The organism is Salinicola corii (assembly GCF_008298015.1).
GTDB classification, from domain to species: Bacteria; Pseudomonadota; Gammaproteobacteria; order Pseudomonadales; family Halomonadaceae; genus Salinicola; species Salinicola corii.
This window is the reverse complement of record NZ_VTPX01000002.1, coordinates 129,543-152,607: the sequence shown is the minus strand read 5'-3', so window position 1 is coordinate 152,607 and position 23,065 is coordinate 129,543. Positions and strand designations below refer to the sequence as shown.

General features: G+C 65.6%; 24 protein-coding genes and 2 pseudogenes. 15 read left to right on the top strand and 11 right to left on the bottom strand.

Annotation, left to right across the window (positions count from 1 at the left end; translation table 11 throughout):
- Positions 1-90: 90 nt before the first annotated feature.
- Positions 91-1,161, bottom strand: a complete 1,071-nt coding sequence (locus F0A16_RS04660) for an NAD(P)-dependent alcohol dehydrogenase (RefSeq protein WP_149434232.1) — start codon at positions 1,159-1,161, stop codon at positions 91-93.
- A 213-nt stretch (positions 1,162-1,374) separates the two neighbouring features.
- Here F0A16_RS04660 and F0A16_RS04655 point away from each other — a divergent pair, with 213 nt between their 5' ends.
- The gene (locus F0A16_RS04655) at positions 1,375-2,310 is read left to right on the top strand and encodes an AraC family transcriptional regulator (RefSeq protein ID WP_149434231.1); all 936 of its coding nucleotides are present in this window, start codon (positions 1,375-1,377) and stop codon (positions 2,308-2,310) included.
- A gap of 33 nt (positions 2,311-2,343) precedes the next feature.
- Here F0A16_RS04655 and F0A16_RS04650 read toward each other — a convergent pair whose 3' ends face one another.
- Positions 2,344-3,084: a TSUP family transporter gene (locus F0A16_RS04650; protein ID WP_149434230.1), complete on the bottom strand. Its 741-nt coding sequence runs from the start codon at positions 3,082-3,084 to the stop codon at positions 2,344-2,346.
- 157 nt (positions 3,085-3,241) lie between these two features.
- Between F0A16_RS04650 and F0A16_RS21660 the strand changes: the two genes are divergently transcribed.
- The gene (locus F0A16_RS21660; protein ID WP_187775901.1) at positions 3,242-3,661 is read left to right on the top strand and encodes a hypothetical protein; all 420 of its coding nucleotides are present in this window, start codon (positions 3,242-3,244) and stop codon (positions 3,659-3,661) included.
- Here F0A16_RS21660 and F0A16_RS04640 read toward each other — a convergent pair whose 3' ends face one another.
- From F0A16_RS04640 to trmB, 5 genes are all read right to left on the bottom strand, one after another.
- On the bottom strand, positions 3,662-4,186 hold the full coding sequence (locus F0A16_RS04640; protein ID WP_149434229.1) for a GNAT family N-acetyltransferase: 525 nt from the start codon (positions 4,184-4,186) through the stop codon (positions 3,662-3,664).
- A gap of 41 nt (positions 4,187-4,227) precedes the next feature.
- The gene (locus tag F0A16_RS04635; RefSeq protein WP_187775900.1) at positions 4,228-4,692 is read right to left on the bottom strand and encodes an META domain-containing protein; all 465 of its coding nucleotides are present in this window, start codon (positions 4,690-4,692) and stop codon (positions 4,228-4,230) included.
- Between the two features lie 149 nt (positions 4,693-4,841).
- Positions 4,842-6,290 carry a D-alanyl-D-alanine carboxypeptidase/D-alanyl-D-alanine endopeptidase gene (dacB, locus tag F0A16_RS04630; RefSeq protein ID WP_149434227.1) on the bottom strand — a complete coding sequence of 483 codons (1,449 nt, stop codon included), beginning with the start codon at positions 6,288-6,290 and terminating at the stop codon, positions 4,842-4,844.
- 139 nt (positions 6,291-6,429) lie between these two features.
- The gene (locus F0A16_RS04625; protein WP_149434226.1) at positions 6,430-6,756 is read right to left on the bottom strand and encodes a DMT family transporter; all 327 of its coding nucleotides are present in this window, start codon (positions 6,754-6,756) and stop codon (positions 6,430-6,432) included.
- Complete coding sequence (trmB, locus tag F0A16_RS04620) at positions 6,753-7,442, bottom strand: tRNA (guanine(46)-N(7))-methyltransferase TrmB (protein ID WP_149434225.1); 690 nt, start codon at positions 7,440-7,442, stop codon at positions 6,753-6,755. Before trmB ends, F0A16_RS04625 begins: the two co-directional genes overlap by 4 nt.
- A 357-nt stretch (positions 7,443-7,799) precedes the next feature.
- On the opposite strand from trmB, the gene F0A16_RS04615 reads away from it, so the two are divergent.
- The 9 genes and pseudogenes from F0A16_RS04615 (at position 7,800) to F0A16_RS04580 (ending at position 15,791) form a co-directional block, all read left to right on the top strand.
- Positions 7,800-9,677, top strand: coding sequence for a beta-ketoacyl synthase (locus F0A16_RS04615; protein ID WP_149434559.1), 1,878 nt, complete (start codon positions 7,800-7,802; stop codon positions 9,675-9,677).
- Between the two features lie 92 nt (positions 9,678-9,769).
- Positions 9,770-10,243: pseudogene (gene coaD, locus F0A16_RS04610) on the top strand (pantetheine-phosphate adenylyltransferase); the annotation flags it as partial.
- Positions 10,218-10,286 (top strand): annotated as a pseudogene (locus F0A16_RS22180) (hypothetical protein); the annotation flags it as partial. The pseudogenes coaD and F0A16_RS22180, both read left to right, overlap by 26 nt.
- Positions 10,281-10,529 carry a YfhL family 4Fe-4S dicluster ferredoxin gene (locus F0A16_RS04605; RefSeq protein WP_110598201.1) on the top strand — a complete coding sequence of 83 codons (249 nt, stop codon included), beginning with the start codon at positions 10,281-10,283 and terminating at the stop codon, positions 10,527-10,529. The pseudogene F0A16_RS22180 and the gene F0A16_RS04605, both read left to right, overlap by 6 nt.
- An 82-nt stretch (positions 10,530-10,611) precedes the next feature.
- A complete protein-coding gene (locus F0A16_RS04600; RefSeq protein WP_149434223.1) occupies positions 10,612-11,151 on the top strand; it encodes a P-loop NTPase family protein in 540 nt (179 codons plus the stop codon).
- A 114-nt stretch (positions 11,152-11,265) separates the two neighbouring features.
- The gene (locus F0A16_RS04595) at positions 11,266-12,642 is read left to right on the top strand and encodes an MATE family efflux transporter (RefSeq protein ID WP_149434222.1); all 1,377 of its coding nucleotides are present in this window, start codon (positions 11,266-11,268) and stop codon (positions 12,640-12,642) included.
- Between the two features lie 71 nt (positions 12,643-12,713).
- Positions 12,714-14,027: a short-chain fatty acid transporter gene (locus F0A16_RS04590; RefSeq protein ID WP_149434558.1), complete on the top strand. Its 1,314-nt coding sequence runs from the start codon at positions 12,714-12,716 to the stop codon at positions 14,025-14,027.
- 165 nt (positions 14,028-14,192) lie between these two features.
- Complete coding sequence (locus tag F0A16_RS04585) at positions 14,193-14,672, top strand: acyl-CoA thioesterase (RefSeq protein WP_149434221.1); 480 nt, start codon at positions 14,193-14,195, stop codon at positions 14,670-14,672.
- Positions 14,673-14,723: 51 nt separating this feature from the next.
- Positions 14,724-15,791 (top strand): ion transporter, encoded by a 1,068-nt coding sequence (locus F0A16_RS04580; protein WP_239023710.1) that lies wholly within the window; start codon positions 14,724-14,726, stop codon positions 15,789-15,791.
- Between the two features lie 9 nt (positions 15,792-15,800).
- Here the strand turns inward: F0A16_RS04580 and F0A16_RS04575 are convergent, their stop codons facing one another.
- From F0A16_RS04575 to F0A16_RS04565, 3 genes are all read right to left on the bottom strand, one after another.
- On the bottom strand, positions 15,801-16,334 hold the full coding sequence (locus F0A16_RS04575; RefSeq protein WP_149434220.1) for a cytochrome b: 534 nt from the start codon (positions 16,332-16,334) through the stop codon (positions 15,801-15,803).
- A gap of 70 nt (positions 16,335-16,404) precedes the next feature.
- The gene (locus F0A16_RS04570) at positions 16,405-17,460 is read right to left on the bottom strand and encodes a hypothetical protein (RefSeq protein ID WP_149434219.1); all 1,056 of its coding nucleotides are present in this window, start codon (positions 17,458-17,460) and stop codon (positions 16,405-16,407) included.
- Between the two features lie 78 nt (positions 17,461-17,538).
- On the bottom strand, positions 17,539-17,856 hold the full coding sequence (locus F0A16_RS04565; RefSeq protein WP_149434218.1) for an I78 family peptidase inhibitor: 318 nt from the start codon (positions 17,854-17,856) through the stop codon (positions 17,539-17,541).
- Between the two features lie 246 nt (positions 17,857-18,102).
- Here F0A16_RS04565 and osmF point away from each other — a divergent pair, with 246 nt between their 5' ends.
- Genes osmF through F0A16_RS04545 form a run of 4 tightly spaced genes read left to right on the top strand, consistent with a single transcriptional unit; the run spans position 18,103 to position 22,118 of the window.
- On the top strand, positions 18,103-19,047 hold the full coding sequence (gene osmF / locus F0A16_RS04560) for a glycine betaine ABC transporter substrate-binding protein OsmF (RefSeq protein WP_223119707.1): 945 nt from the start codon (positions 18,103-18,105) through the stop codon (positions 19,045-19,047).
- Positions 19,048-19,055: 8 nt separating this feature from the next.
- Positions 19,056-20,243 carry an ABC transporter permease gene (locus F0A16_RS04555; RefSeq protein WP_239023709.1) on the top strand — a complete coding sequence of 396 codons (1,188 nt, stop codon included), beginning with the start codon at positions 19,056-19,058 and terminating at the stop codon, positions 20,241-20,243.
- A 31-nt stretch (positions 20,244-20,274) separates the two neighbouring features.
- Positions 20,275-21,354, top strand: a complete 1,080-nt coding sequence (locus tag F0A16_RS04550) for an ABC transporter ATP-binding protein (protein WP_149434217.1) — start codon at positions 20,275-20,277, stop codon at positions 21,352-21,354.
- Positions 21,351-22,118, top strand: a complete 768-nt coding sequence (locus F0A16_RS04545; protein ID WP_149434216.1) for an ABC transporter permease — start codon at positions 21,351-21,353, stop codon at positions 22,116-22,118. The genes F0A16_RS04550 and F0A16_RS04545 overlap by 4 nt, the downstream gene beginning before the upstream one ends.
- On the opposite strand, the gene F0A16_RS04540 is transcribed toward F0A16_RS04545, so the two are convergent.
- Entirely contained in the window at positions 22,115-23,038 is a 924-nt protein-coding gene (locus F0A16_RS04540; RefSeq protein WP_149434215.1) for a LysR family transcriptional regulator, read from the bottom strand. The two genes, F0A16_RS04545 and F0A16_RS04540, sit on opposite strands and share 4 nt — an antisense overlap.
- Between the last annotated feature and the right edge of the window lie 27 nt (positions 23,039-23,065).

Sequence of the window (23,065 nt, the reverse complement as noted above, 5' to 3'; positions counted from 1 at the left end):
CCGCGAGCCGCGAGCCGCGAGCCGCGAAGAACAGCGTGGCTGTGGAACGAAAACCGCCAGTGACGATATCACTGGCGGTTTTCTTAGCTCTTAGCTCTCTTTGATCGACGCCATGTCGATCACGAAGCGATACTTCACGTCGCCTTTCTGCATGCGGTCCCAGGCTTCGTTGATCTGATCGATGTCGATCATCTCGACGTCGCAGGTAATGCCATTCTCGGCACAGAAGTCGAGCACTTCCTGGGTTTCCGGCATGCCACCGATCAGCGAACCGGCCAGCACCCGACGACGGGAGACCAGGTTGGCACCGAATACCGCCGGATCGAGCGGCTCGAGCAGTCCGACCAGAATATGCGTGCCATCCGGCTTCAAGGCATTGAGATAAGGATTGATATCGTGCTGCACCGGCGCCGTATCGAGCATGAAGTCGAAGGTTTCGGTGATCGCGCCCATCTCGTCTTCACTGGTGGAGATCACCACATGATCGGCGCCCTGCTTTCTGGCCTCGGCCTTCTTGGACTCTGACCGCGTGAACAGCGTGACCTCGGCACCCAGCGCCTTGGCCAGCTTGACACCCATGTGGCCGAGGCCACCCATGCCGATGATGCCGACCTTGTCGCCCGGCTTGACGCCGTAGTGTTTCAGCGGCGAATAGGTGGTGATACCGGCGCACAGGATCGGCGCGGCGGACTTGAGGTCGATGCCATTGGGCATGCGTACGACGAAGCGCTCGCTAACCACGACCTTGTCGGCGTAGCCGCCCTGGGTCAGAGTGCCATCGTGCCTGTCGGGGCTGCCATAGGTCATCACGAAACCTTCGGCGCAGTAGTTCTCGAGGCCCTCGTTGCAGGCCTTGCACTGGCGGCAGGAGTCGACCATGCAACCGACCCCCACAAGATCGCCGACCTGGTACTGGCTGACGTCGTCGCCCACGGCAGTGACGCGGCCCACGATCTCGTGTCCCGGCACCACCGGATAGGAGGCCATGCCCCAATCATCGCGGGCGAAGTGGAGGTCGCTGTGGCAGACGCCGCAGTAGAGGATCTCGATCGAGACATCATCCGGGCGCGGCGCGCGGCGCTCGAAATCCCAGGGCACCAACGGCGTCGTGGCGGAGTGCGCGGCATAACCCTTGGCGAGCGCGACGGTAGTCTGAGTCATAACGGTATCCCTTGATCGAGAGGACGGATGACGCACCGTGGAACGGGGCGCGAAAACGGAGTCAGTGTGATCGATACGTTCGGCGCTCGCCATGCCGGATCCTGTCGAACATCCGCCACATTCTCTTGGAATAGTGTTTTTTGTTATCTTATAGCGTCACTTTCATGCCTAATACGATGATCTTTCATATCACCACCATCCTCAGAGGACATCATGCTCGAGCGCTCACTCCAGGTCACGCCAGGCGACAAGCCATCGAGGAACGGCAAACTCGAACCGACCCGGCCGGGCGCCGGCTGGGCTTCGCAGCTGGCCCGGACACTGGCGCCGCTGGCCAGGACCGACGGCTTCTCCGACACCGTTATCGACGGGGTGAAGCTGATCGCCTCGGAGTGCAGCTGTCCGCGCACGCCGTTGATCTACGAGCCGGGGCTGTTCGTCATCGCGCAGGGCGACAAGATCGGTTATCTGGAGGACAGGGTCATTCACTATGGTCCCGGCAACTATCTGGTACAGGCGATGCCGCTACCCTTCGAGTGCGAGACGCTCGCCCGCCCCGGGGCGCCGCTGCTGGGCCTGTCCATCGATGTGGACCCGTTGACGTTGAGCGAGCTGGTCCACCATCTGCCGGCACCGGCCAATAGCCATGGCCGCTCCCCCGAACCCATGGCGGCGGTCTCTATCGACGCCCCCATGGCAGAGGCGGTGCAACGGCTGGCCAACTGCCTGCAGGACGAGAGTACCAGCCGGGCCCTGGGCGCGGGTCGGGTGCGCGAGGTGCTGTTCGCAGCGCTCAACGGTCCGCAAGGCCAGTCGCTGCGGCAGTTGGTGCAGCAGCAGGGACACTACGCGCGCATCGCCGAGTCGCTGAACTACCTCCATCGTCATTTCGCACTGCCGCTGACGGTAGAGACGCTCGCCGAGCGTGCCAACATGAGCGCCTCGCACTTCCATCATCACTTCAAGCGCGTGACACAGTTGTCGCCGGTGCAGTACCTCAAGCGCCTGCGGCTACTGCGAGCGCGGGTTCTGCTGGGCCAGCAGCAAATCAACGTGGCCAGGGCCGCCGTCGATGTCGGCTATCGCAGCACCTCGCAGTTCAGTCGCGAGTACAAGCGCTATTTCGGTGTCAGTCCCTCTCAGGAGTAGACGTCGTGCGCGGCAACGGTCCATCGGGGGCGATCACGCCCACAGCCCCATCAGCCCCCGGATCAGGTAATAGGCACCCACCACGGTGACGATCCAGCGCGTCCAGTAGCGAAAACCGGCATCCGTCAGCCGGGACAACACCAGGTTGCCGGTGCGCGTGCCCAGGAAAGCGAAAGGAATCGCCAGCGCCACCCAGCCCCACTCACCACGATCCATCGCCAGTGCCGCCTGCCAGTAGAAGAGGATCTTGAGACTGTGGGCGATGACCTGGATGGTCGCCTTGGTCGCCACCACGGTGCGCCGATCGAGCTGGGTGCGGATGAAGCCGATATCGATGGTCGGGCCGGATACCCCGACGGCAATGGTCAACCCGCCGGAGACGAGTCCGCACAGGACGGCATGCCCCGGCCGCGCGACATTGAAGTGGAACCAGCGCTTGGGGATCCATACCATCACCGGCATCAGCCCCAGCACGATCAGCACCACCGTCTCGCTGGGGGAGTAGCGCACCAGGACCAGTAACGCGGCCGCGATCAATACGCCGCAGGCGATCATGGCGACGATGCGCCAGTCGATGAATCGCCGCGACAGCCAGGCACGCGATGCGTTGGCGGTGAGCTGGATCACCCCGTGGACGGCGATCGCCGTCGCCGCCGGTAACCAGGCCAGCAGGAAGCCCAACAGGATCAATCCGCCGGCCATGCCGAAAACCCCCGACAATACCGAGGTCGAGAACACCACGGCCAGAAACAGTAATGCAACGGGTAGTGTCATACGAGGTCTATACTCCAACGACGGGCCAAGAGTGCCCGAGAAAGATCCACGGCGGATGACGTCGTGGAGACCGACAAGCGCGATGCGCTTACGAACCTGGCAACCAGTGACACGCCACCGGTATCGCCCCCCATCGGCAACAAGGACCGTTTTCATCATGCGCCGTTCTACGCTCTCCACAACCTCCACCTGTCTCGCCACGGCCCTGCTCGCCATGGCCGGCCCCGCCCACGCCTCCAGCGATGCCGCCTGGGAGGAGCACGATCGGGCGGTCATCGAACAGTGCCAACAGGCTAGCCAGTTTCCGGATGCCGCGCCGGCTGGCAAGCCGGTGCTGTTCGACGACGAAGCCGGCATGACGGCACTGCTGATCCAGGGCCACTACCCGCAGGACCACATGAACGGTCAGGCCGGCCAGGAACTCTGCCTGTTCCTGCGCAGCAGCCAGGAGGTCTACATCGCCGACGCCGACAAGCTGGCGATGGGCTCCGATGCGCTGCCGAGTACGCCGACGGACGCCATCGACGGCGATGCCGGCAGCACCGGCCGGTCGGACACCGACGGCAATGCCCCCTGATCACTCCGCGCGGGGGTGCTCCGGCGTCGACAGGACTCGCTGGTAGAACGCCAGATCGAGCCAGCGCCCGAACTTGAAGGCTGCCTGGCGGACGGTGCCGGCGTGTACGAAGCCCAGCCGTTCGTGCAGCCCGATGCTGGGGGCGTTGGCGGCATCGATGCCGCCGATCAGGGTGTGGTACTGCTGGGCCTCGGCGCGCGCGATCAGCGCCGTCATCAGCTGTCTGGCAACGCCACGCTGGCGGAAGTCGCCATCCACGTAGACCGAGTGCTCGACGCTGTAGCGGTACGCGGCATGGGGCCGGAACGGACCATAGCTGGCGAACCCCATCAACCGGCCGCTAGCGTCATCGAGCATGCCGACGACCGGAAAGTCGCCTTCGCGCTTGGTCCGGAACCATTGCTCGACGAAGCCCCGCGTCCGTGGCTGATACTCGTAGAGCGCAGTGGTATTGAGGATGGCGTCGTTGAAGATCGCCAGCACGGCATCGCCGTGCAGGTCGAACTCGCAGTCGATCAGGGTCAAGGTACGGTTCTCGCGGTCGAATCGGGGAGCATGCGCGGGGTTCAATACAGCGCATTGGCCTTGAGCGTGGCCAGCGTTCTGTCACCCGCGTTTTTCAGCACGAGCGACTGCCCGTAGATCGAGTAATGCGCCGTCTCGGAGAGCGTCGCCAGCCACCCCTGCTCGAGGGTCGCCATCTCCCCGGGGCACGCCATTCGGGTCGAGGCCAACTGGATGAAGGTCAGCGTATCGCCCTCCAGCCGGTAACCGCCCATCAGCCGGTTGCAGCCGGTCGAGCCGGAAACGCGCCCCTGCGCGTCGAGCACCAGGTGCGCTTCGCGCTGGTTATCCGCCACCGGCACCGGCTCGCCGTCGAGCGTTGTCAGCTTCCAGTAGGTACCGACCAGGGCTTCGCTGGCGGCCGGCGCGTTGGCGTCGGTTGCGGCGCTGTCGTCATCCGGGTTCGAGGCACAACCGGCCACGCTCATGACGACGGCGGCGGCGAATAGGGAAAGGCGTGACAACACGTTGATGTCCTCATGTGGGAAGCGGAGAGCGAAAGGGGCGATTTTGCGCGCGGGCGACCGCGGAGACAATCCGGGCCGCCCCATTTCAGCGAAAAAGCCAGGTCCGTTCGCGCGAAGCACGCGGCTCGCGGCGTATCATGCGAACCGCCCTAGTGGCGATCGATCATCGCGGTCAGATCGTCGGCGACCATCGGCAGCGTCTCGCGCCAGGAGAGATAAGGCGTCGACGCGGTACCGTTGACCAGCACGGCGAAGCTGCCCCAACGACCGCTGTCGGTGCGGAAATAGCCCGCCACCGCGCGCACCGTCACCGGCTCATTGAGCGTGCCAGTCTTGAGCATCACGTGGTCCTGGAACGTCTGGCTGCCGCGACGAATGAAGTGCATCGGCCCGTTGGTGGGTACCTGCATGCCGGCCACGAAGGTGGGAAACAGCGAAGCATTACCGTACATCGCCCCCAGCAGCGCGTTGACGCTCTGCGCCGAGACCCGATTCTCCGGCGTCAGGCCGCTACCGCTGCGCAGTATCGCCGCACCGTGTCCCGGCAAGCTGGTCGCGAAACGCTCGAGCTCCCGTCCGGCGTCCGGCAGATTCTGCTGCGTGCCGGAGGTCAGATCCAGCGCCAGGGTATCGGCCATGAAATTGTTCGAGTAGTTGAGCGTGCGCAGCAGCAGCTCCTGCAACGGCTTGCCCTCGACGGCGGCCAGGCCCTTGGCGCTCGGGGGCGGCGCCTGACGACTGACGGCGTAGCCGCCGCTGACCGGAACGCCCGCCTGGCGCAGTAGCGACAGCAGCGTCTGCCCGGTCTGGTCCGCCGGATCCGAGCTCGCCTTGTAGATGGGGCGTGGATAGGTCCCGGCAGGAATCCGTCCGCTGATCTTGAGCGTGTCCCCCTGGCTGTCGGTGTCCCGCTTGGCGTAGAGGTCGGCGGAGCCACCCGCGGCGACCGTGGTGACGTCGTTCTCGATCCGCAGGGTCGGCGCCACCGTGTCGCAGCTGGTGATCCGTGCCGGCTGGCCGACCACGCCCGGCATCACCGTGGCGCACCAGCTGCCATAGTTGACCGCAGCGGAAGAGAGCAGCGACGCGTAGGCGTTGGTGCCCTCCGTCTGCGTCTTGCAGCGATCGCTGGTCTCGCAGGTCACCGGGCCGAACCGCCACTGGCTGATCACCAGTTGGCCATCGATGCTGGAGACCCCGAGCTCCCGCAGTTTCTGGATCAGCCGCCAGAGCTCTTCCGAGGTCAGCGCCGGATCCCCGCCGCCCTCGAGCACCAGGTCGCCGTGCAGGACGCCGTTGCCATCGAGCGCGCCGGTAGAGACGAAGCGGGTGGTGAAACGGTGCTGCGGCCCCCAGCGATCCAGGGCGGCGGCGGCAGTGTAGAGCTTGGTGACGGACGCCGGCGACAGCGGTTGCGAAGGGTTGAGCGCGCCCAGCACCTCCCCGCTATCCAGCAACTGCGCCTGGGCGCTGATCACGAACCCCTTGTCGGCGAGCCGGGCAACATGATCGAACCCGGCCGCCTGGGCGACGACAGAGACTACCGATAGTGACAACGCACCGAGAAACAGAGAACTCCGACCTAGCCATCGCCGCATAATGGATGCTCGCTCCAAAGGAAAATGAGGGCCCAACTGGTCCAGAGCGTACCAATTAACGCCCCTCGGAGGCGATGCCTGGTGTGGTGTCAAAGCACCAAAAGACAGAAGCGCTGAGAAAGCGCAGCCCTTCCGCACGTCAGTGCGACAGCCGTGAAAAAACCTGGATGACGACGACGCCGGCGATGATCAGACCCATGCCCAGGTAGGCGGGCAGGTCGGGTTTCTCGCCGTAGAATACGATACCGATCAACGTCACCAGCACGATACCGAGGCCGGCCCAGATCGCGTAGGTGATACCGACGGGTAGCGACTTCAGCACCAGCGACAGCGCATAGAACGAGAAACCGTAGCCCACGATCACCACGAGGCTGGGCAGCCAGCGCGTGAAACCGGCCGAGGCCTTCAGCGAACTGGTCGCCACGACTTCGGCAACGATCGCCAGGGCGAGCAGCAGATAGCTCATCGGATGGGCTCCCCGCGCGGTAGCGAGGGCGCGAGATCGACGCGATAGCGCCATAGCGTCTGGCCGCTCTCGAAGTATTTTCGTTCGAATGGCGTCATGAACGTGGCGCCAGGCGTGAAGGCAGCGATCTCGCCCTCGACCCCGAGAAGCGTCTCGACACCGAGCGCGAACTCTTCGACATAGATGGCCCAGTTGGAGCGCAACTCCAGCGCCCCGCCGAGCGCGAGCAGCGAGGGAAAGACCGGATGCCCATGCCAGCGCCTCTTGAGCTGGGTGCTCTTGGGATAAGGATTCGGATAGAGCAGATAGTGCCGCGCCGGCCGCCACCCGGCGGCAAGCGCCAGGCGCCAGAAATCGACCAGGTCGGCGCGAACCAGTCGCGCGTTGTCCGGCAGTGCACCGTGATCTCGCGACAGTCGCAGCTCGCTGCGATCCACGCCGATCACGGCGTGGTCGGGATGACGCTCGGCGAGCCGACGGGTGGAGAGCCCCACGCCGCAGCCGGCATCGAGGATCAGCGGCCGGCTCTGGGCCTCCAGCCATCGGTCCGCCTTCTCGAAGGCCAGGCGCGTATGCTCGGCGGGCGGGCGTTTCCACTCGCTATCGCGGGCGCGCTGGACGCGGCGCACCAGATCCTGGTGCGGCCCCTGCTGACTTGAGACGATGGCGCGCGATGACGCTTGCATGAGAACACCGATAGATAATAGGACTGGCGACAGGCCGAGCATTCTACCAGCCGCCGGCCCGACCTTCGCAGCGGCGATCGAACGATAGCTTGGCCCGCGTGGCATGACGGCGCGCGCGCGCAGGTGTATCATCCCTGCCCACATTCAGCCAATCCTGGCAATACGGCCTTCGATGGCATGCGCGATCACTGTCTTCCCTACTCGCTCGGGGGTTTTTCTCCACCGGCCCGGGCCGAAAGCTGAGCTCTCGGCGGGGATCTCCTTTCATCGCAGTCGATCCATCCCCATGTCATGGTCACCGATTGCCCCAATGTTCATGAGGGACGTGGCTTGTCACATTTACCGGTAATCGTCGGTATGGGCGGCGTCAACGCCGCGGGTAGAACCTCCGGGCACCAGGCCTACCGCCGCACGATTCTCGACGTTCTGCCAGCGGCCGAGCAGACCCGGACGCTCGTTGCACTGGCGACCCTGATGCAATTGGTCACTCCTTGCGGAGATGGCCAATGGCAAGGTGCCGATGGCGAGACGCTTGGCGAGGAGGCGGTCGTCACCCGCTATCGCGAGCAGATTCTCAAGCGCACGCTGATCCGGCGCATCGAGGACGACGCCTTCCGTGAAGCCGGCATCCCCGGCAATCGCGAGATGCGGCTGACGTTTTCGCAGCCCGTGAGCTTCACCACGTCTCGGCGCCAGCTGCCGCAGCCGCTGCCCGAAGGCTGGGAGATCCGCGAGCTCGACAAGCAGACCGTCGAGGTCAGCGTGCCCGCCGGCACGCTGAACACGCTGCTGCCCGAGCGGCGGCAGGCGCTGGTGCGGGCTGCCGGCTGTCTACCGGCAGGCTTCGCGCCGGAGACCTTCTATCGCAGCGTTCACCACCCGCGTGGACTGTCGATGGCGATCTTCGGCGCCAGCGACTGTCTCGGCCAGAGCGGGCTCGACTGGGAATCGCTGCGCAACCGGGTGGACCCGGATGCCATCGCCGTCTATGCCGGCAACTCCATCGGCCAGCTCGACGACGCCGGCTGGGGCGGCATGCTCAAGAGCTTCGTCACCGGAAACCGCACGACATCCAAGCAGATGCCGTTGGGCTATGGCCAGATGCCGGCGGACTTCCTCAATGCCTACGTCCTGGGCAGCGTCGGAGCCACGGGCGCGATCCAGGGCGCCTGCGCCACCTTCCTCTACAACCTGCGCCTGGGCATCGACGACATCCGCCAGGGTCGCCGCCGGATCGTCATGGTCGGCACCAGCGATGCGCCGGTGACGCCGGAGATCATCGAGGGTTTCCGCGCCATGAGCGCGCTGGCCGACGACCAGAGCCTGATGGCGCTGGATGCGCTGGAACTGCTGACCGACGAGGACTACCAGCGGGCCTGCCGCCCGTTTGCCCGCAACTGCGGCTTCACCATCGCCGAGGCTTCGCAGTTCGTGCTGCTGATGGACGATTCGCTGGTGCTGGAGACCGGCGCCCAGATCCTGGCCGCGGTGCCCGAAGTGAACGTCAATGCCGATGGCTGGAAGCGTTCGATCTCCGCCCCCGGCATCGGCAACTATCTCACCCTGGGCAAGTCGGTGGCCCTGGCCACCTCGATTCTGGGCGAGCAGAGCGTGCGGCAGCGCAGCTATCTCCACGCCCACGGCACCAGCACGCCGAAGAATCGCACCACCGAGTCGCATATCTTCGACCAGGTGGCCCGGGCCAACGGCATCGAGAACTGGCCGGTCGCCGCGGTCAAGGCGTTCATCGGCCACTCCCAGGGCAGCGCCGCCGGCGATCAGATCGCCAGTGCACTCGGCACGTTCGCCCACGGCTGGGTGCCGGGCATCCCGACCCTCGACGCCGTCGCCGACGACGTCCACGCCGAGCGGCTGCGGTTCTTCCAGCAGCCGCTCAGCTTCGACGCCGACTGCAGCTTCATCAATGCCAAGGGGTTCGGCGGCAACAATGCCACCGGCCTGCTGCTGTCGCCGCAGGTGACCGAACGCCTGCTGGCCAAGCGTCACGGCCAGCGCGCGCTCGACGACTGGCGCCATCGTCGCGAGCAGACGCTCATCGCCGCGGCGCAATACGAAGCCGCCGCCGATGCCGGACGGTTCGAGGTCATCTACCGTTTCGGCGAAGGCGTGCTGGAGGGCCCGGAGCTGGAAGTCGGTCGCGAGGCGATCCGGATACCCGGCTACGCCAACCCCGTGTCGCTGAAGGTCGACAACCCTTTCGGTACACTGGACTGAGATCGGCCCGTAAACGACGCTCGGACAGGAAATCGACTTCGACCGAGGAGTCGGCCGTCCGCCACGTTCCCGGTCAGCGCGGAGTCTCCTGAATGCAGAACATCGTCGTCTACCCCGGCACCTTCGATCCGATCACCAACGGTCATCGGGACCTGATCCATCGCGCCGCGAGGATCTTCGACAAGGTCGTGATCGCTGTCGCCGAGAGCCCGCGCAAGCAGCCGACGCTTCCCCTCGCCGAGCGCGAGGCGCTGGCGCGCGAAGTCGTTGCCGAGTGGCCCAACGTCGAGGTGATCGGCTTCAACGGCCTGCTCACCGAGCTGCTGGCCCAGCAGCGGGCGCGCATCATCCTGCGCGGGCTGCGAGCGGTGTCGGACTTCGAATACGAGATGCAGTTGGCCAACATGAACCGCGCCCAGGCACCGGATGTCGAGACGCTGTTCCTGACGCCCGAGATCGAAAATTCGTATATCTCCTCGACCCTCGTGCGCGAGATCGCGCGCCTCGGCGGGGACGTTTCCCAACACGTATCGCCGTGCGTTGTCGATGCACTCCGCCGGCGGTTCGCGGCAGACGGCGCGTGAGCGCCGCGAGGACGGTTACATGGCACTGATGATCACCGACGAATGCATCAACTGCGATGTCTGCGAGCCGGAATGCCCCAACGATGCCATCTCGCCCGGAGAGGAGATCTACGTGATCGATCCGGGCCGCTGCACCGAGTGCGTCGGCCACTTCGACGAACCCCAGTGCCAGCAGGTCTGCCCGGTGGACTGCATTCCTCTCGACCCCGAGCGCGAGGAGAGCAAGGAGCAACTGATGGAAAAATACCGGATCATCACCGCGGCCTGAGCCGGCTCGACGCCCTCCCAATGACCTGCAGACGGGCAGACCGGATATCCGGCTCGCGCTCGTCATTCGCGAAACGCCCACCATGAAGATCAACGTCGTCGGTACCAGTGGCAGCGGCAAGAGCACGCTGGCGAGGCAGCTCGCCAGCGTGCTGGAGATCCCGCATATCCAGCTCGACCAGCTCTACTGGCAAGCCGGCTGGCAGGGCACGCCCGACGACGAATTCTTCGCTCGCCTCCGCCGGGCCATGGCTGCGTCGCCGGACGGCTGGGTCATCGACGGCAATTTCGATCGCACCCGTCATATCAAGTGGCACGAGGCGGATATCGTCATCTGGCTCGACCTGGGCTTCTGGCGGGTGATGAGCCAATCCGTTCGCCGCGCCATCGCCCGCATCGTCACCCGCGAGGAACTCTGGCCCGGCACCGGCAACCGGGAAAGCTTCCGCCAGACCTTCCTCAGTCGCCGCTCGATCCTGCTCTGGTCGCAGGGGACATGGCGTCAGAACCGCAGACGCTACCTGGAGGCCATGATCGACCCGACCTATCGCCATATCCGCTTCGTCCGACTGACTCACCAGGCCGAAGTGGACACCCTTGTCAGGCGGTTGCCCCTGCTATAGCCACCGTCTGGCGTCCTCTCCGCCCATTCCGGCATCGCGACGCGCCTCGCTTCGGCGTATTCTGTCGAACCGCCGGTATCGACCCGTGTCACGTTCGTCAGCCCAAGGAATGCCGTGGATCGCAACGCCACCGATCATCATCCCTCCCGCCGCTACACGACCCGTCACGTCTGGAAGCTGGCCTGGCCGATCATCCTCTCCAACATCACGGTACCGCTGCTGGGCCTGGTGGACACGGCCGTCGTCGGCCATCTGCCGGATTCGCGCTATCTGGCGGCGGTGACCCTCGGCGCCACGCTGTTCAGTTTCCTCTACTGGGGATTCGGCTTTCTGCGCATGGGCACCACCGGCCTGACCTCCCAGGCGGTGGGTCGCGAGAACGACAGCGACGTGCGCCTGCTGCTGGCGCAATCGCTGGTGATGGCGGCCACGATCGGACTGGCGCTGATCCTGCTGTCGAAACCGTTGATCGATTTCGGCCTGTGGCTGCTCGATGGCAGCGAGGCGGCGATGGAGCTTGCCGCCGACTACGCCCATATCCGGATCTTCTCGGCGCCGGCGGTGCTGGCCAATTACGCCATCCTGGGCTGGTTCATCGGTCAGCAGAAGACGCGCATCACGCTGGCGATCCTGCTGCTCACCAACGGTGTCAACATCGTGCTCGACCTGCTGTTCGTGGTCGGCTTCGGGCTGGCCAGCGACGGCGTGGCCTGGGCCTCGCTGATCGCCGACTACAGCGCATTGGCCTTCGGCCTGTGGCGGGTCGCCATCCACTGTCGGCAACTGGGCGGATCGCTGTCGCGTCAGGCGCTGTGGGTATGGAGCCATTACTCGGCGCTGATTCGCGTCAACCAGCATCTGTTCGTGCGAACGCTGGGACTGCTGTTTGCCCAGGCGTTCTTCACCGCGCAGGGGGCCAATTTCGGCGACACCGTCCTGGCCGCCAACGCCGTGCTGCTGCAGTTCATCATGCTCGTCTCGTTCGCCCTGGACGGCTTCGCCAACGCCGCCGAGGCGCTGACCGGGCGCTCGGTGGGACGACGCGACTGGAACGACTTCGGCGACGCCGTGAGCGCCGCCGGCAGACTGTCGCTGCTGGTGGCGGGCGGCTCGATGCTGCTGTTCGCGGTCGCCGGTGATGGGCTGATATCGCTGCTGACCGACCTGCCGGAGGTCCGCGCCACCGCCTCCGACTATCTGCCCTGGATGATCGCCATGCCGGCGCTGGCGGTATGGAGCTACCTGCTCGATGGCGTCTTCATCGGCGCTACCGAAAGCCGTGCGATGCGCGACACCGTGTGGTTGGCCATCGCCTGCTATCTGCCGGTGTGGTGGCTGACACGGGACTACGGCAACCACGGCCTGTGGTTTGCGTTCCTGTTGTTCACCCTAGTCCGCTCGACCTCTCTCGGCATCTGTTACCTGCACTACCGCAGGACCCGCTGGTCCCCGGCCGCCGGCGGCGAAACCTCCCCGGAAACAACTCGCTAGACCAAGGTTGACTGATGGCGAGTGCAGGGATGCGTTACGCTCGCCCCACGTTCACCGACGAGATACCCCTCATGCTGCAGCGCCTCTCCCGCCCGGCGGTCAAGCTGGTCGAGCGCTACCTGCCCGACCCCTACATCTTCGTGCTGCTGCTGACGATCATCGCCGCACTGGCCGCGATGCTGTTCGAACGGCAATCGCCGCTGGCGGTCATGCAGTACTGGGGCGACGGCTTCTGGGGCCTGCTGTCGTTCTCGATGCAGATGCTGATGGTGCTGGTGACCGGGTTCATGCTGGCCAACTCGCCGCCGATCAAGCGCCTGCTGGACAGACTCGCCGCGACGGTCCGGACGCCCGCCGGCGCGATCATTCTGGTGACCCTGGTGTCGCTCGCCGCGAGCTGGATCAACTGGGGCTTCGGGCTGGTCATCGGGGCCCTGTTCGCCAAGGCGCTGGCGCGTCAGATTCGGGTCGATTACCGGCTGCTGATCGCCAGCGCCTACTCCGGTTTCGTCGTGTGGCACGGAGGGCTGGCCGGTTCGATCCCGCTGACCATCGCCACGCCGGGGCACTTCAGCGAGGCCCAGATCGGCATCATCCCCACCTCGCAGACGATCTTCGCGGGCTACAACCTGGCCATCGTCGTCGCCCTGTTCGTCATCATGCCGCTGATCAATCGCTGGATGCTGCCACCGGAGAACGAGAGCGTCTTCGTCAGCCGCGACCAGCTCTCGGAACCGGAAGCCCCGGACGCCAGCCAGGCCCAGCGACCCGCCGAGCGCCTGGAGAACAGCACCCTGCTGTCGCTGCTGGTGGGCGTGCCGGGACTGCTCTACATGGTCCACTACTTCGTCTTCGCCGGCGGCGGACTCAACCTCAACAGCGTCAACTTCCTGTTCCTGTCGCTCGCCATCGTGTTCCATCGCACCCCGCGCAGCCTGCTTGCCAGCCTCAACGAGGCGATCCGGGGCGGCGCCGGGATCGTGATCCAGTTTCCGTTCTATGCCGGCATCATGGGCATCATGATGCAGTCCGGTCTGGCGCAGTCGCTCTCCGAGATGTTCGTTGCCATCGCCACTGCCGATACGCTGCCTTTCTGGTCGTTCATCAGCGCCGGCATCGTCAACCTGTTCGTCCCCTCCGGCGGCGGCCAGTGGGCGGTTCAGGCACCGGTCATGCTGCCGGCGGCCGAAGCACTGGGAGCCGATGTCTCGCGCGTCGCCATGGGCGTTGCCTGGGGCGACGCCTGGACCAACCTGCTGCAGCCGTTCTGGGCCTTGCCGGTGCTCGCCATCGCCGGGCTCAAGGCCAAGGACATCATGGGCTTCTGCCTGATCCAGCTGGCGGTCACGGGGGTGGTGATCGGGCTGGGGCTGACCCTGATCTAGCCGCCCTCGAGGCTCACGCCCGGGAGCGGACGTGAGCGACCATGCGGGACGATCGATGGGCAGCCCGGGCCAAACGTGGTACATCTGGCGCATAAAAATGCCGCACCAGACGAGACCGAGGATACCGTGACGCCCGATGATCTGCCCCGACAGCACGAGCTGTCGATGACCGTACTCATGACCCCCGACATGGCCAACTTCAGCGGCAAGGTGCATGGCGGGGCGATTCTCAAGAAGCTCGACGAAGTCGCCTACGCTTGCGCCAGCCGCTATGCCGGCAGCTACGTGGTGACGCTCTCCGTCGATCAGGTCCTGTTCAAGCAGCCGATCCACGTCGGCGAACTGGTGACCTTCCTGGCGATGATCAACCACGTCGGCCGCTCGTCGATGGAGGTCGGCATCAAGGTGCTGGCCGAATCGATCCAGGAACGGGTGATACGGCACACCAACAGCTGCTACCTGACCATGGTCGCGGTCGACAGTGACGGCAGGCCGGTCCCGGTGCCCTCGCTGGAATTGAAGACCCCGCTGCAAAAGCTACGCTTCGAGAAGGCTGCGCTACGCAAGAAGTTGCGCAAGCAGGAAGCCGAGGAGGAGCGCAACGCCATGGCCGAACATCTCAAGGCCTATCCGGCCGGACAGTGACATCCCACCCTTTTGCCATAGCGTCGCCAACCCGACGGACAAGGACGTTCGATGCCTGAAACCGAATTCCAGCAATCCCGCGCCACCAGGCGGCCCAGCCGGCTCGGCGAGCGGCTGTTGATGATCTGGGACCTTGCCGTCGTCGTGCTGGTGGCGATCAATCTGGCGCTGCTGCTGTTCGACAGTCTGTTCCTGATCCCGCCGCTCAACACCGCTTTCCATGCCGTGGCGCCGGGTCTTCACGCCGCCTACGACACCAGCATCAGAGCCAATTTCGTCGAGATCGACCTCTGTTTCGTCGCCATCTTTCTGCTCGACGTGCTGCTGGGCTGGGTCATCGCCATCGCCCAGCGCCGCTATGCCCGCTGGTTCTTCTACCCCTTCGTGCACTGGTACGACGTGCTCGGCTGCATCCCGCTGGCCGGATTCCGCCTGCTGCGCGTCCTGCGTGTCATCTCGCTGTTGATCCGCCTGCAGCGCCTGGGCCTCATCGACGTGACACGCTGGCGCCTCTATCGCTTCTATCGCACCTACTACGGCGTGCTGATGGAGGAGATCTCCGATCGCGTCGCCATCAACCTGCTCGGCGAGATGCAGGACGAGATCCATCACAGCGAACATCTGACCCGGCGCATCTCGACCGAGGTGATCCAGCCCCGCAAGGCGGCAATGGTCGATGAAATCGCCACTCGGCTTGAGCGCACGATCAGCAAGGGGTACGCCGAGAACCACCATCAGGTGCATCGCTACGTGGCGGCCCTGGTCGCCAGGACGATGGAGGAGAACGACGAGCTGCGCCGCCTGCGCCGATTGCCGATGGGCGATGCCGTCGCGGAGAGCATCGAGCGCAGCCTCAGCGACATTGCCAGCCGCGTCGTCCACGAAGCCATCGATGGCCTGAACTCGCCGCATTTCCACTCGCTGCTGGCAGAGCTGGTCAGCAGCGGCGTCGATGCCTGGCTGCAGGTCGACGACAAGACCGATCGGGTTACCCAGCAGGTGCTGATCGACATGCTGGAGCTGCTCAAGGAGCAGATGGCGGTCAAACGCTGGAAGAGCGAGCTCAGCGAGTCTCGGACACGGCATGACGCCCCTCCGGGTCGCGAGTCCGGCGCCTGATCCGGCGAGTCAGTCGGGCGCCGGTCCGAGCATCCGGCGCAACGTGCCATCCCGAAGCCGGAAGTGGTGGTACAGCGCCATGCAGACGTGACCGACGATCATGAGCGTCAACAGCCAGGCGAAGGTCCCGTGCAGGCCGCCGAAGCTGGCGGCCCAGGGCGCATCGGCGCCTTCGAACCAGGCCTTGCCGAACACGTGGACGCCGTAACCCATGCCCCAGGTCATCAAGGCACCCGACAGCGGCATCAGGATCAGCAGGGCATACATCACGATGTGACCGCCGATGGCCAGGCGCTGCAATCTCCCTTCGTGGCGCGGGCGCTGCCGACGCTGGGAAAGCGCCCACAGCGTACGTGCCGTCATCAGTATCAGCACGCCCACCCCGATGGTGGTGTGCCACGGGAAGATCGCCTGGCTGAAGGCGTTGTCCTTCCATACGGCGTTGACGAACACGCTGCTCAACTGCGTGACGACCAGCACCGCGACCAGCCAGTGCAGGGTTCGCGTCAATCGGCCGTAGGCGCGCGGGGAATCCTTCAGCATGGTCCCGGTTTCCTGTCGTGGCTTCCGTCAACGCGCCACGAGGCGCGCCCGGTCACCGGCAAAGTCTCTGTCATCCCACGATTCGCAACAGCGTGTAGGGCGCCTCGCAGGCGTCCCGTTCGTCCCGCTCGTCGATTCGGCCCAGCGACATGTCGCGATCGTTATCGTAGGCCACGAACAGCCGCTCGGCGTCGAGCACCGCCAACCCCTCCGCCTTGTGCTCGAACTCCAGCGCCTCGCCGTGGACGTTCTCGACGATCGAGGGCCAGGCCCCGGCACTCAGGTCGGCCAGCGGCATCGACCACAGATAGCCACCGATCTGCTCGCCATGCTCGTCTTCCACCTCGAAACTGGCCATCAGGTAGAGGCGGTCGTTGAAGGGATCGTATTCGAGGCTCGACAGGCCGCAGGTGTGCCGGACCCCCGCGTACTCAGAAGGATCGAAGCGGTAGCACTCGCGGAGTTCGTCGACGAATTCCAGGTTACCGCCGGCCGTCATGCGATAGTGAACGCCCACCACGCGTGCCACGTAGTCGAAGTCATCATGCGCGCGCCCCTGCTCTCGAACGCCGAACAGCAGCATGCCATCGCAGGGTTCGCCCAGGTCGGGCGACGCCGGAACCGCCGCCAGCCCTTCGATCTTGTAGTACGGCATGCCGATGGCACCGTCGAGCTTGCGACGCAGCTCCAGCGAACCCTCGACGCCGTCGCGCGGGTCCGGGTCCACGACCTGCACCCGGTCCGGCTCGCCCACCGGCCAGATCAGCAGGTGATTGTAGGCGTTGAGATCGTGACTCTCGTCGTCGATGCGGTCGAACCCAGTGGTCGCCAGGATGTAGCGGCCATCGACGGTGAGGGCGAAGTCCTCGTACTTGACCGCGCGCCGGATGGCATCGGCGGTCAGAAACCGGTGACTCTCCGGATCCGGCAATCCCTCCACCAGGTCGAAGGCAAAGACGGCCGAGCGCCCCGCTCCCGGAATCGGCTTGTCGCTGGCCAGAATCAGACGATGGCCGTCGAACACCACGGCCGACACCTCGACGTTGACCGGCGAACCGTCTTCGTATGTCAGTCCGGGAGAAAAACAGCTCAGCGTCCCTTCGGTGATGATCTCGGTACGTAGCATGGCAACCTCCTCGACCGGCCCGCTCCATGAAAGAAAAGGGCCGAACGGGTCGGCCCTCGAAGCTTGCTGTTCCCGCGATCAACCGCAGGAGATGTCCGTGATCATGCGCTGATCGTCGACCTTGATATCGAGCCGCTCCGCACGGTAGTCCATGGTGTAGCTCTTGCCGGGCTCGAGGACTCGAATGTCGGCGGCCCGCGAACGATCCGCGATCTGCGCCTGAAGCTCATCGGTAAGGGTTTCCCCGACCAGACTACCCACCGTCTGGGCACCGCAGGCGTCTTCGGGAACGGGCTTCACATCGGGAGGCCGAGGCGCCTCGTCGGGCTTGGGTGCAGTGCTGCAGCCCGCCAATAGAAAGCCACTCACGATCAGCGCCGCGCCGGAAATTTTCATGACATGCTCCTTGTTGGAGATACCGCTTTCGTTGATTGAGGCGTCCCGAGCCGGACGCCACTTCGGGTTCGCCAAGCCTAGCAGGTCGCGCCGAACTCGGCATCGGGTGGTCGACCGGGCGCACTGCCGCTAGACTCAAACTCTCGTTGATCCGACCCTTGCCCAAGTCACCCACGCAAGCGGTCCCGGACGGACGTCCCACAACAACCGAGTCTTCAAGCTCATCGATCGCAAAGGAACGCCGCCATGCGCCCGTCGCTCTCCGCTCGTATCATCACCTCCGTCGCCGCCGCGGCGATCACCGCCAGCCTCGGCATGGGTCAGGCCGTGGCGCAGGACGACCAGCAGCCGATTCGCGTCGCCTCCAAGATCGACACCGAAGGATCTCTGCTGGGCAACATGATCGTCGACGTGCTGGAAAACGCCGATCTGCCGGTCGATAGCCGGCTGCAGCTAGGCCCGACCAATATCGTGCGCCAAGCGCTGGTGACAGGCGACATCGATCTCTATCCCGAATATACCGGCAACGGCGCGTTCTTCACCGACACCACCGACGATCCGGCCTGGAAGGACGAGCAGGCGGGGTACGACAAGATCAAGGCTGCCGACAGCGAAGCGCATCAGTTGGCATGGCTGACGCCGGCACCGGCCAACAACACCTGGGCCATCGCCGTACGCCAGGACGTGGCCGATGACAACGATCTCTCCAGCATGGCCGATTTCGGCCGATGGGTCAGTGACGGCGGCAAGATCAAGCTGGCCGCTTCGGCGGAATTCGTCGAGAGCGATGCGGCGCTGCCCAGTTTCCAGCGCGCCTACGACTTCACGCTCGGTGAGGACCAGTTGCTGGTTCTCTCGGGCGGCAACACCGCCGCCACCATCCGTGCCGCTGCCGCGGGCACCAGCGGCACCAACGCCGCCATGGTCTACGGAACCGATGGCGCCATCGCCGCCGCCGAGCTAAAGGTGATGGACGATCCCCAGGGCGTGCAGATGGTCTACGAGCCGGCTCCGGTGGTTCGTCAGTCGGTGCTCGAGGCCTATCCGCAGATCGAGGAGCTGCTGAAGCCGGTGTTCGAATCCCTTGATCGCGAGACGCTGCAGGCGCTGAACGGCAAGATCCAGGTCGACGGACTGCCGGCGGACCAGGTCGCCCATGACTATCTGACCGAGCAAGGCCTGCTGGACTGAGTTCGATCGTGACTCCGCCCGAAGGACGTCGACTGGTCGGCAACCGGGTGTTGACGACGCTGCTGGTCGCCGCCGTCGCCAGCGTCGCGCTGCTGCCCTTTGCCAGCCTGTCGCCCAATCGGCTGGTGTCGGGCCAGCCGGTCATGCTGTGGCAGGCGCTGGCCGGCTGGCAGTTCGCGACCCTCGCGCTGATCGGCATCCTGCTGCTGGTCGCGGCGCTGGCCGGACCGCTACCGAGACGCATCGCGCTGTGGCTGTCGCTGGGCGCCACCCTGCCACTGCTGGCGCTCGATCTCCAGGCACTCGGGGCCTACGCCCACCGCGCCCTGGCCGAGGCCTCGCCGGCCGCTCGTGTCTCACAGGGCGCGACCTTCTGGATTCTGCTGTTCGTCAGCGCACTGATCGCCATCGATGCTCTGCAACGGCTGCGTCTCGGCCCGTCGGGCCGTGCCCTCTACGGCGTCGCGGCGCTGGCGGTGATCGGCGTCTGCTTCTCCGGCGAGCTGCTCTCGCCGCTGTCGATCATGCGCGAATTCGCCAATCAGCGGGACAACTTCATCGACCAGTTGGTGCGACACCTGCTGCTGGTCGCCGGTGCGCTGCTGCCCGCCCTGCTGATCGGGCTGCCGCTGGGCCTGCTGGCCAATCGTCGGGCCCGCCTGCGCAACGGCCTGTTCAGCGTGCTCAACGTGTTCCAGACACTGCCGTCGATCGCCGTGTTCGGGCTGCTCATCGCGCCGCTATCGGCGCTCGGCCGGGCCGTGCCGTGGCTGGGCGAGCTGGGTGTGAGCGGCATCGGCGTGGCGCCGGCGATCATCGCCCTGGTGCTCTACTCGCTGCTGCCGATCGTGCGCAACACCTACTCCGGCCTCGCCGGCGTCTCGACCGGTGCCCTGGAGGCGGCCCGCGGCATGGGCATGACACCGCGCCAGATTCTATGGCGGGTGGAGATCCCGCTGGCGCTACCGGTGATCCTGTCGGGGCTGCGCATCGTCACCGTCCAGGCGATCGGGCTGGTGGTGGTCGCCGCGCTGATCGGCGCCGGCGGCTTCGGTGCCTTCATCTTCCAGGGGCTGGGCCAGTACGCCATCGACCTGGTGCTGCTGGGTGCCATCCCGACCATCGTGCTGGCGGTCATCGCCGACTTCGCGCTGCAGATTCTGGTCAGCCTGAGTCGTCCATCCGGTACTCGCTGACGCTGTTTCAGGCGCCGTTCAGGAAAGATCCATGATTGAATTGCAAGGGCTGACCAAGACCTACGCGGGCAAGAACGTCGTCGAGGACGTCTCGATGACGCTGGAGACCGGTGAGTTCGGCGTGCTGATCGGCCCTTCCGGCTGTGGCAAGTCGACCACCCTGAAGATGATCAATCGCCTGGTGCCGCTGAGCGGTGGTCGCATCATTCTCAACGGCGACGACGTGACCGAGCTGCCGGCCGAGCAGCTCAGGCGGCGGATCGGCTACGCCATCCAGTCGACCGGGCTGTTCCCCCACTGGAGCGTGGCCCGGAACATCGCCACCGTGCCGCAGCTGTTGAAATGGCCGAAGTCCCGTATCGACGATCGGGTCGACGAGCTGATGGCGATGTTCCATCTCGACCCGGCCGAGTTCCGTCACAAGTATCCGCACCAGCTCTCCGGCGGCCAGGCGCAGCGGGTCGGCGTGGCCCGCGCGCTCGCCGCCGATCCGGAAGTGCTGCTGATGGATGAACCGTTCGGCGCGGTCGACCCGATCACCCGCGAGGCGCTCCAGGCGGAAATGCGCCGGGTTCACCGGCAGACCGGCAAGACCATCGTCTTCGTCACCCACGACATGGACGAGGCGCTGCAGCTGGCGACCCGTATCGCGCTGCTCAACGGCGGCAGGCTGGTCCAGTACGATCGCCCCATCGAGATGATGGTGAAACCCGCGGACGACTTCGTTCGCGAGTTCTTCGGCCAGGCGGATCTGGGTCTCAAGCTGCTCTCGCGGCGCTGGGTCCATCAGTACCAGCGCCCACCGAGCCTGGCGCATCACGCCACGCTGCCCGGCCTCGATCACTGCTGGCGACTCGACGACGCCGGCCGGCCGATCGTCCTCGAGGGCGCCCGGCTGGACGACCAGCATCGGCATACCGACGTCAGGGCGGAGTGGATCGCCACGCCGGAGATGAGCATGAAGGAGGCGCTCTCGCGGATGGTCTGGTATCGCGTCATGGTACTGCCGGTCGTCGATGGGACCGGCAAGCTGATCGGCGAGGTGGGCATGCAGGGCATCATGGGAATCGAGTCAGACGGCGGGCTGCACGCCGGAGAGCCGGCCTCATGAGCGGCGCAGCTCGAAGTGCTCGACCGTTGCGTGCAGCCTCCGCCGGCAATGGCGTGCTGCTGATCCTGATTGCGCTGCTGATCGCACTGACGCTGGGAATGGCCCAGCTCGAGCCGCTGTTTCGCGCCCTGTTTCCCGATCTCGGCAACCCGCTCTACGCCCGCGACAGCTTCCTCAACCTGATGCTGGCGCATATCGGGCTGGTGCTGGTGTCGTCGCTGATCTCGGTGACGATCGGCATCGCCGCCGGCCTGTTCGTGACCCGCCCGGTGGGGCGCGAGTTCGAACCGATGGTGTCGTCGCTGGCCGCCATCGGCCAGACCTTCCCCCCCGCCGCGGTGCTCGCCATCGCCGTGCCGCTGGCCGGCTTCGGCTTCACCCCGACCATCATCGCGCTGTCGCTCTACGGCCTGCTGCCGGTGATCCAGAACACCATCGCCGGCCTCGGCACGGTACCGCAGACCACGCTGGAGGCGGCCCGCGGCAACGGCATGAGTCGCTGGCAGATCCTGCGCCGCGTCGAGCTGCCGCTGGCGATGCGGGTGATCATCGCCGGCATTCGCGTCTCGGTGATCATCAACATCGGCACCGCCACCATCGGTTCCACCGTCGGCGCCAAGAGCCTGGGCACGCCACTGATCGCCGGCCTGGTCGGCAACAACCTGGCCTACGTGATCCAGGGCGCGCTGCTGGTCGGTTTGCTGGCGATCGTCACCGACCTGCTGTTCGAGCGGCTGGAGCGGCGCTACGCGTTCGGGGTCTAGGCCGGGGAAGCGCTCCCGTTCTCATCGGGGGCAGGGTCATCGGTGGACGGGATCTGCTTGCGCAACTGGCGAAGGAACGCCTCCAGTGCCGGCGAGGCGTGCAGCGGCTTGCGCCGGAGAATGCCGATCTCCCGTGGCTCGCGCATGTTGACGGGCAGCCGGGTGATATCGTCGAGATTGAAGACATCGACGCTGGAGGCCGGCAGCAGCGCGTATCCCAGCTTCGCTCTCACCATCGCGATCGCCGAACTCATGAAGCTCACCTCCCAGGTGGGCGCGACCTGCCTGCCGGCGTGCTCCATCGCCAGATCCGCGTAGTGCCTGGCACTCGAGCCCGGGGTCATGGCGATGTACGGCATCTGGTCGAGCCCGTACCAGGGCGACTCGCTGCGCCTCACCACCCGCGGCGGCGTGATCAGCAGCAGATCGTCGTGAAACAGCGGCTGAAAATCGAGCTCCCGATCCCGCTGCAGCGGCGAACCCAGCCCCATGTCGACCTCCCCCCGGCTCACCCACTGGTGAACCTGGTCGGCCAGGCCGTCGCGCAGGACGACGGTCACCTTGGGATGACGCTTGCGAAAGGCCGCAATGGTCCTCGGCAGCAGGGACGAGGCCACCGAAGGCAGCCCGGCCACCGTGAACTTGCCCTGCTCGAGTTCGCGCACGTTGCGGGTGTCGTCCAGCGCCAGCGACATATCGGCGAGGATACGCCGGGCGTGGCCCAGGAACAGCGCGCCGCCCTCCGTCAGGACCACGGTGCGGGTATTGCGCGCGAACAGCGCAATGCCCAATTCCCCTTCCAACTTTCGTATCAGGTAGCTCAGCGCGGGCTGCGACAGGTGAATTTCCTTCGCCGCCCGCGTGAAGCTGGCCAACTCGGCGGTTCGCACGAATGCCTGCAGCTGCCGCTGATGAAACATCCTGGCTCCAAATAGAAATCTTTTATC

Excerpts from the sequence above, each read along its gene's own strand:
- F0A16_RS04660 (WP_149434232.1), bottom strand. The coding sequence starts at position 1,161 with ATGACTCAGACTACCGTCGCGCTCGCCAAGGGTTATGCCGCGCACTCC.
- F0A16_RS04655 (WP_149434231.1), top strand. The coding sequence starts at position 1,375 with ATGCTCGAGCGCTCACTCCAGGTCACGCCAGGCGACAAGCCATCGAGG.
- F0A16_RS04650 (WP_149434230.1), bottom strand. The coding sequence starts at position 3,084 with ATGACACTACCCGTTGCATTACTGTTTCTGGCCGTGGTGTTCTCGACC.
- F0A16_RS21660 (WP_187775901.1), top strand. The coding sequence starts at position 3,242 with ATGCGCCGTTCTACGCTCTCCACAACCTCCACCTGTCTCGCCACGGCC.
- dacB (WP_149434227.1), bottom strand. The coding sequence starts at position 6,290 with ATGCGGCGATGGCTAGGTCGGAGTTCTCTGTTTCTCGGTGCGTTGTCA.
- F0A16_RS04625 (WP_149434226.1), bottom strand. The coding sequence starts at position 6,756 with ATGAGCTATCTGCTGCTCGCCCTGGCGATCGTTGCCGAAGTCGTGGCG.
- trmB (WP_149434225.1), bottom strand. The coding sequence starts at position 7,442 with ATGCAAGCGTCATCGCGCGCCATCGTCTCAAGTCAGCAGGGGCCGCAC.
- F0A16_RS04615 (WP_149434559.1), top strand. The coding sequence starts at position 7,800 with ATGGGCGGCGTCAACGCCGCGGGTAGAACCTCCGGGCACCAGGCCTAC.
- F0A16_RS04605 (WP_110598201.1), top strand. The coding sequence starts at position 10,281 with ATGGCACTGATGATCACCGACGAATGCATCAACTGCGATGTCTGCGAG.
- F0A16_RS04600 (WP_149434223.1), top strand. The coding sequence starts at position 10,612 with ATGAAGATCAACGTCGTCGGTACCAGTGGCAGCGGCAAGAGCACGCTG.
- F0A16_RS04590 (WP_149434558.1), top strand. The coding sequence starts at position 12,714 with ATGCTGCAGCGCCTCTCCCGCCCGGCGGTCAAGCTGGTCGAGCGCTAC.
- F0A16_RS04585 (WP_149434221.1), top strand. The coding sequence starts at position 14,193 with ATGACCGTACTCATGACCCCCGACATGGCCAACTTCAGCGGCAAGGTG.
- F0A16_RS04580 (WP_239023710.1), top strand. The coding sequence starts at position 14,724 with ATGCCTGAAACCGAATTCCAGCAATCCCGCGCCACCAGGCGGCCCAGC.
- F0A16_RS04575 (WP_149434220.1), bottom strand. The coding sequence starts at position 16,334 with ATGCTGAAGGATTCCCCGCGCGCCTACGGCCGATTGACGCGAACCCTG.
- F0A16_RS04570 (WP_149434219.1), bottom strand. The coding sequence starts at position 17,460 with ATGCTACGTACCGAGATCATCACCGAAGGGACGCTGAGCTGTTTTTCT.
- F0A16_RS04565 (WP_149434218.1), bottom strand. The coding sequence starts at position 17,856 with ATGAAAATTTCCGGCGCGGCGCTGATCGTGAGTGGCTTTCTATTGGCG.
- osmF (WP_223119707.1), top strand. The coding sequence starts at position 18,103 with ATGCGCCCGTCGCTCTCCGCTCGTATCATCACCTCCGTCGCCGCCGCG.
- F0A16_RS04550 (WP_149434217.1), top strand. The coding sequence starts at position 20,275 with ATGATTGAATTGCAAGGGCTGACCAAGACCTACGCGGGCAAGAACGTC.
- F0A16_RS04545 (WP_149434216.1), top strand. The coding sequence starts at position 21,351 with ATGAGCGGCGCAGCTCGAAGTGCTCGACCGTTGCGTGCAGCCTCCGCC.
- F0A16_RS04540 (WP_149434215.1), bottom strand. The coding sequence starts at position 23,038 with ATGTTTCATCAGCGGCAGCTGCAGGCATTCGTGCGAACCGCCGAGTTG.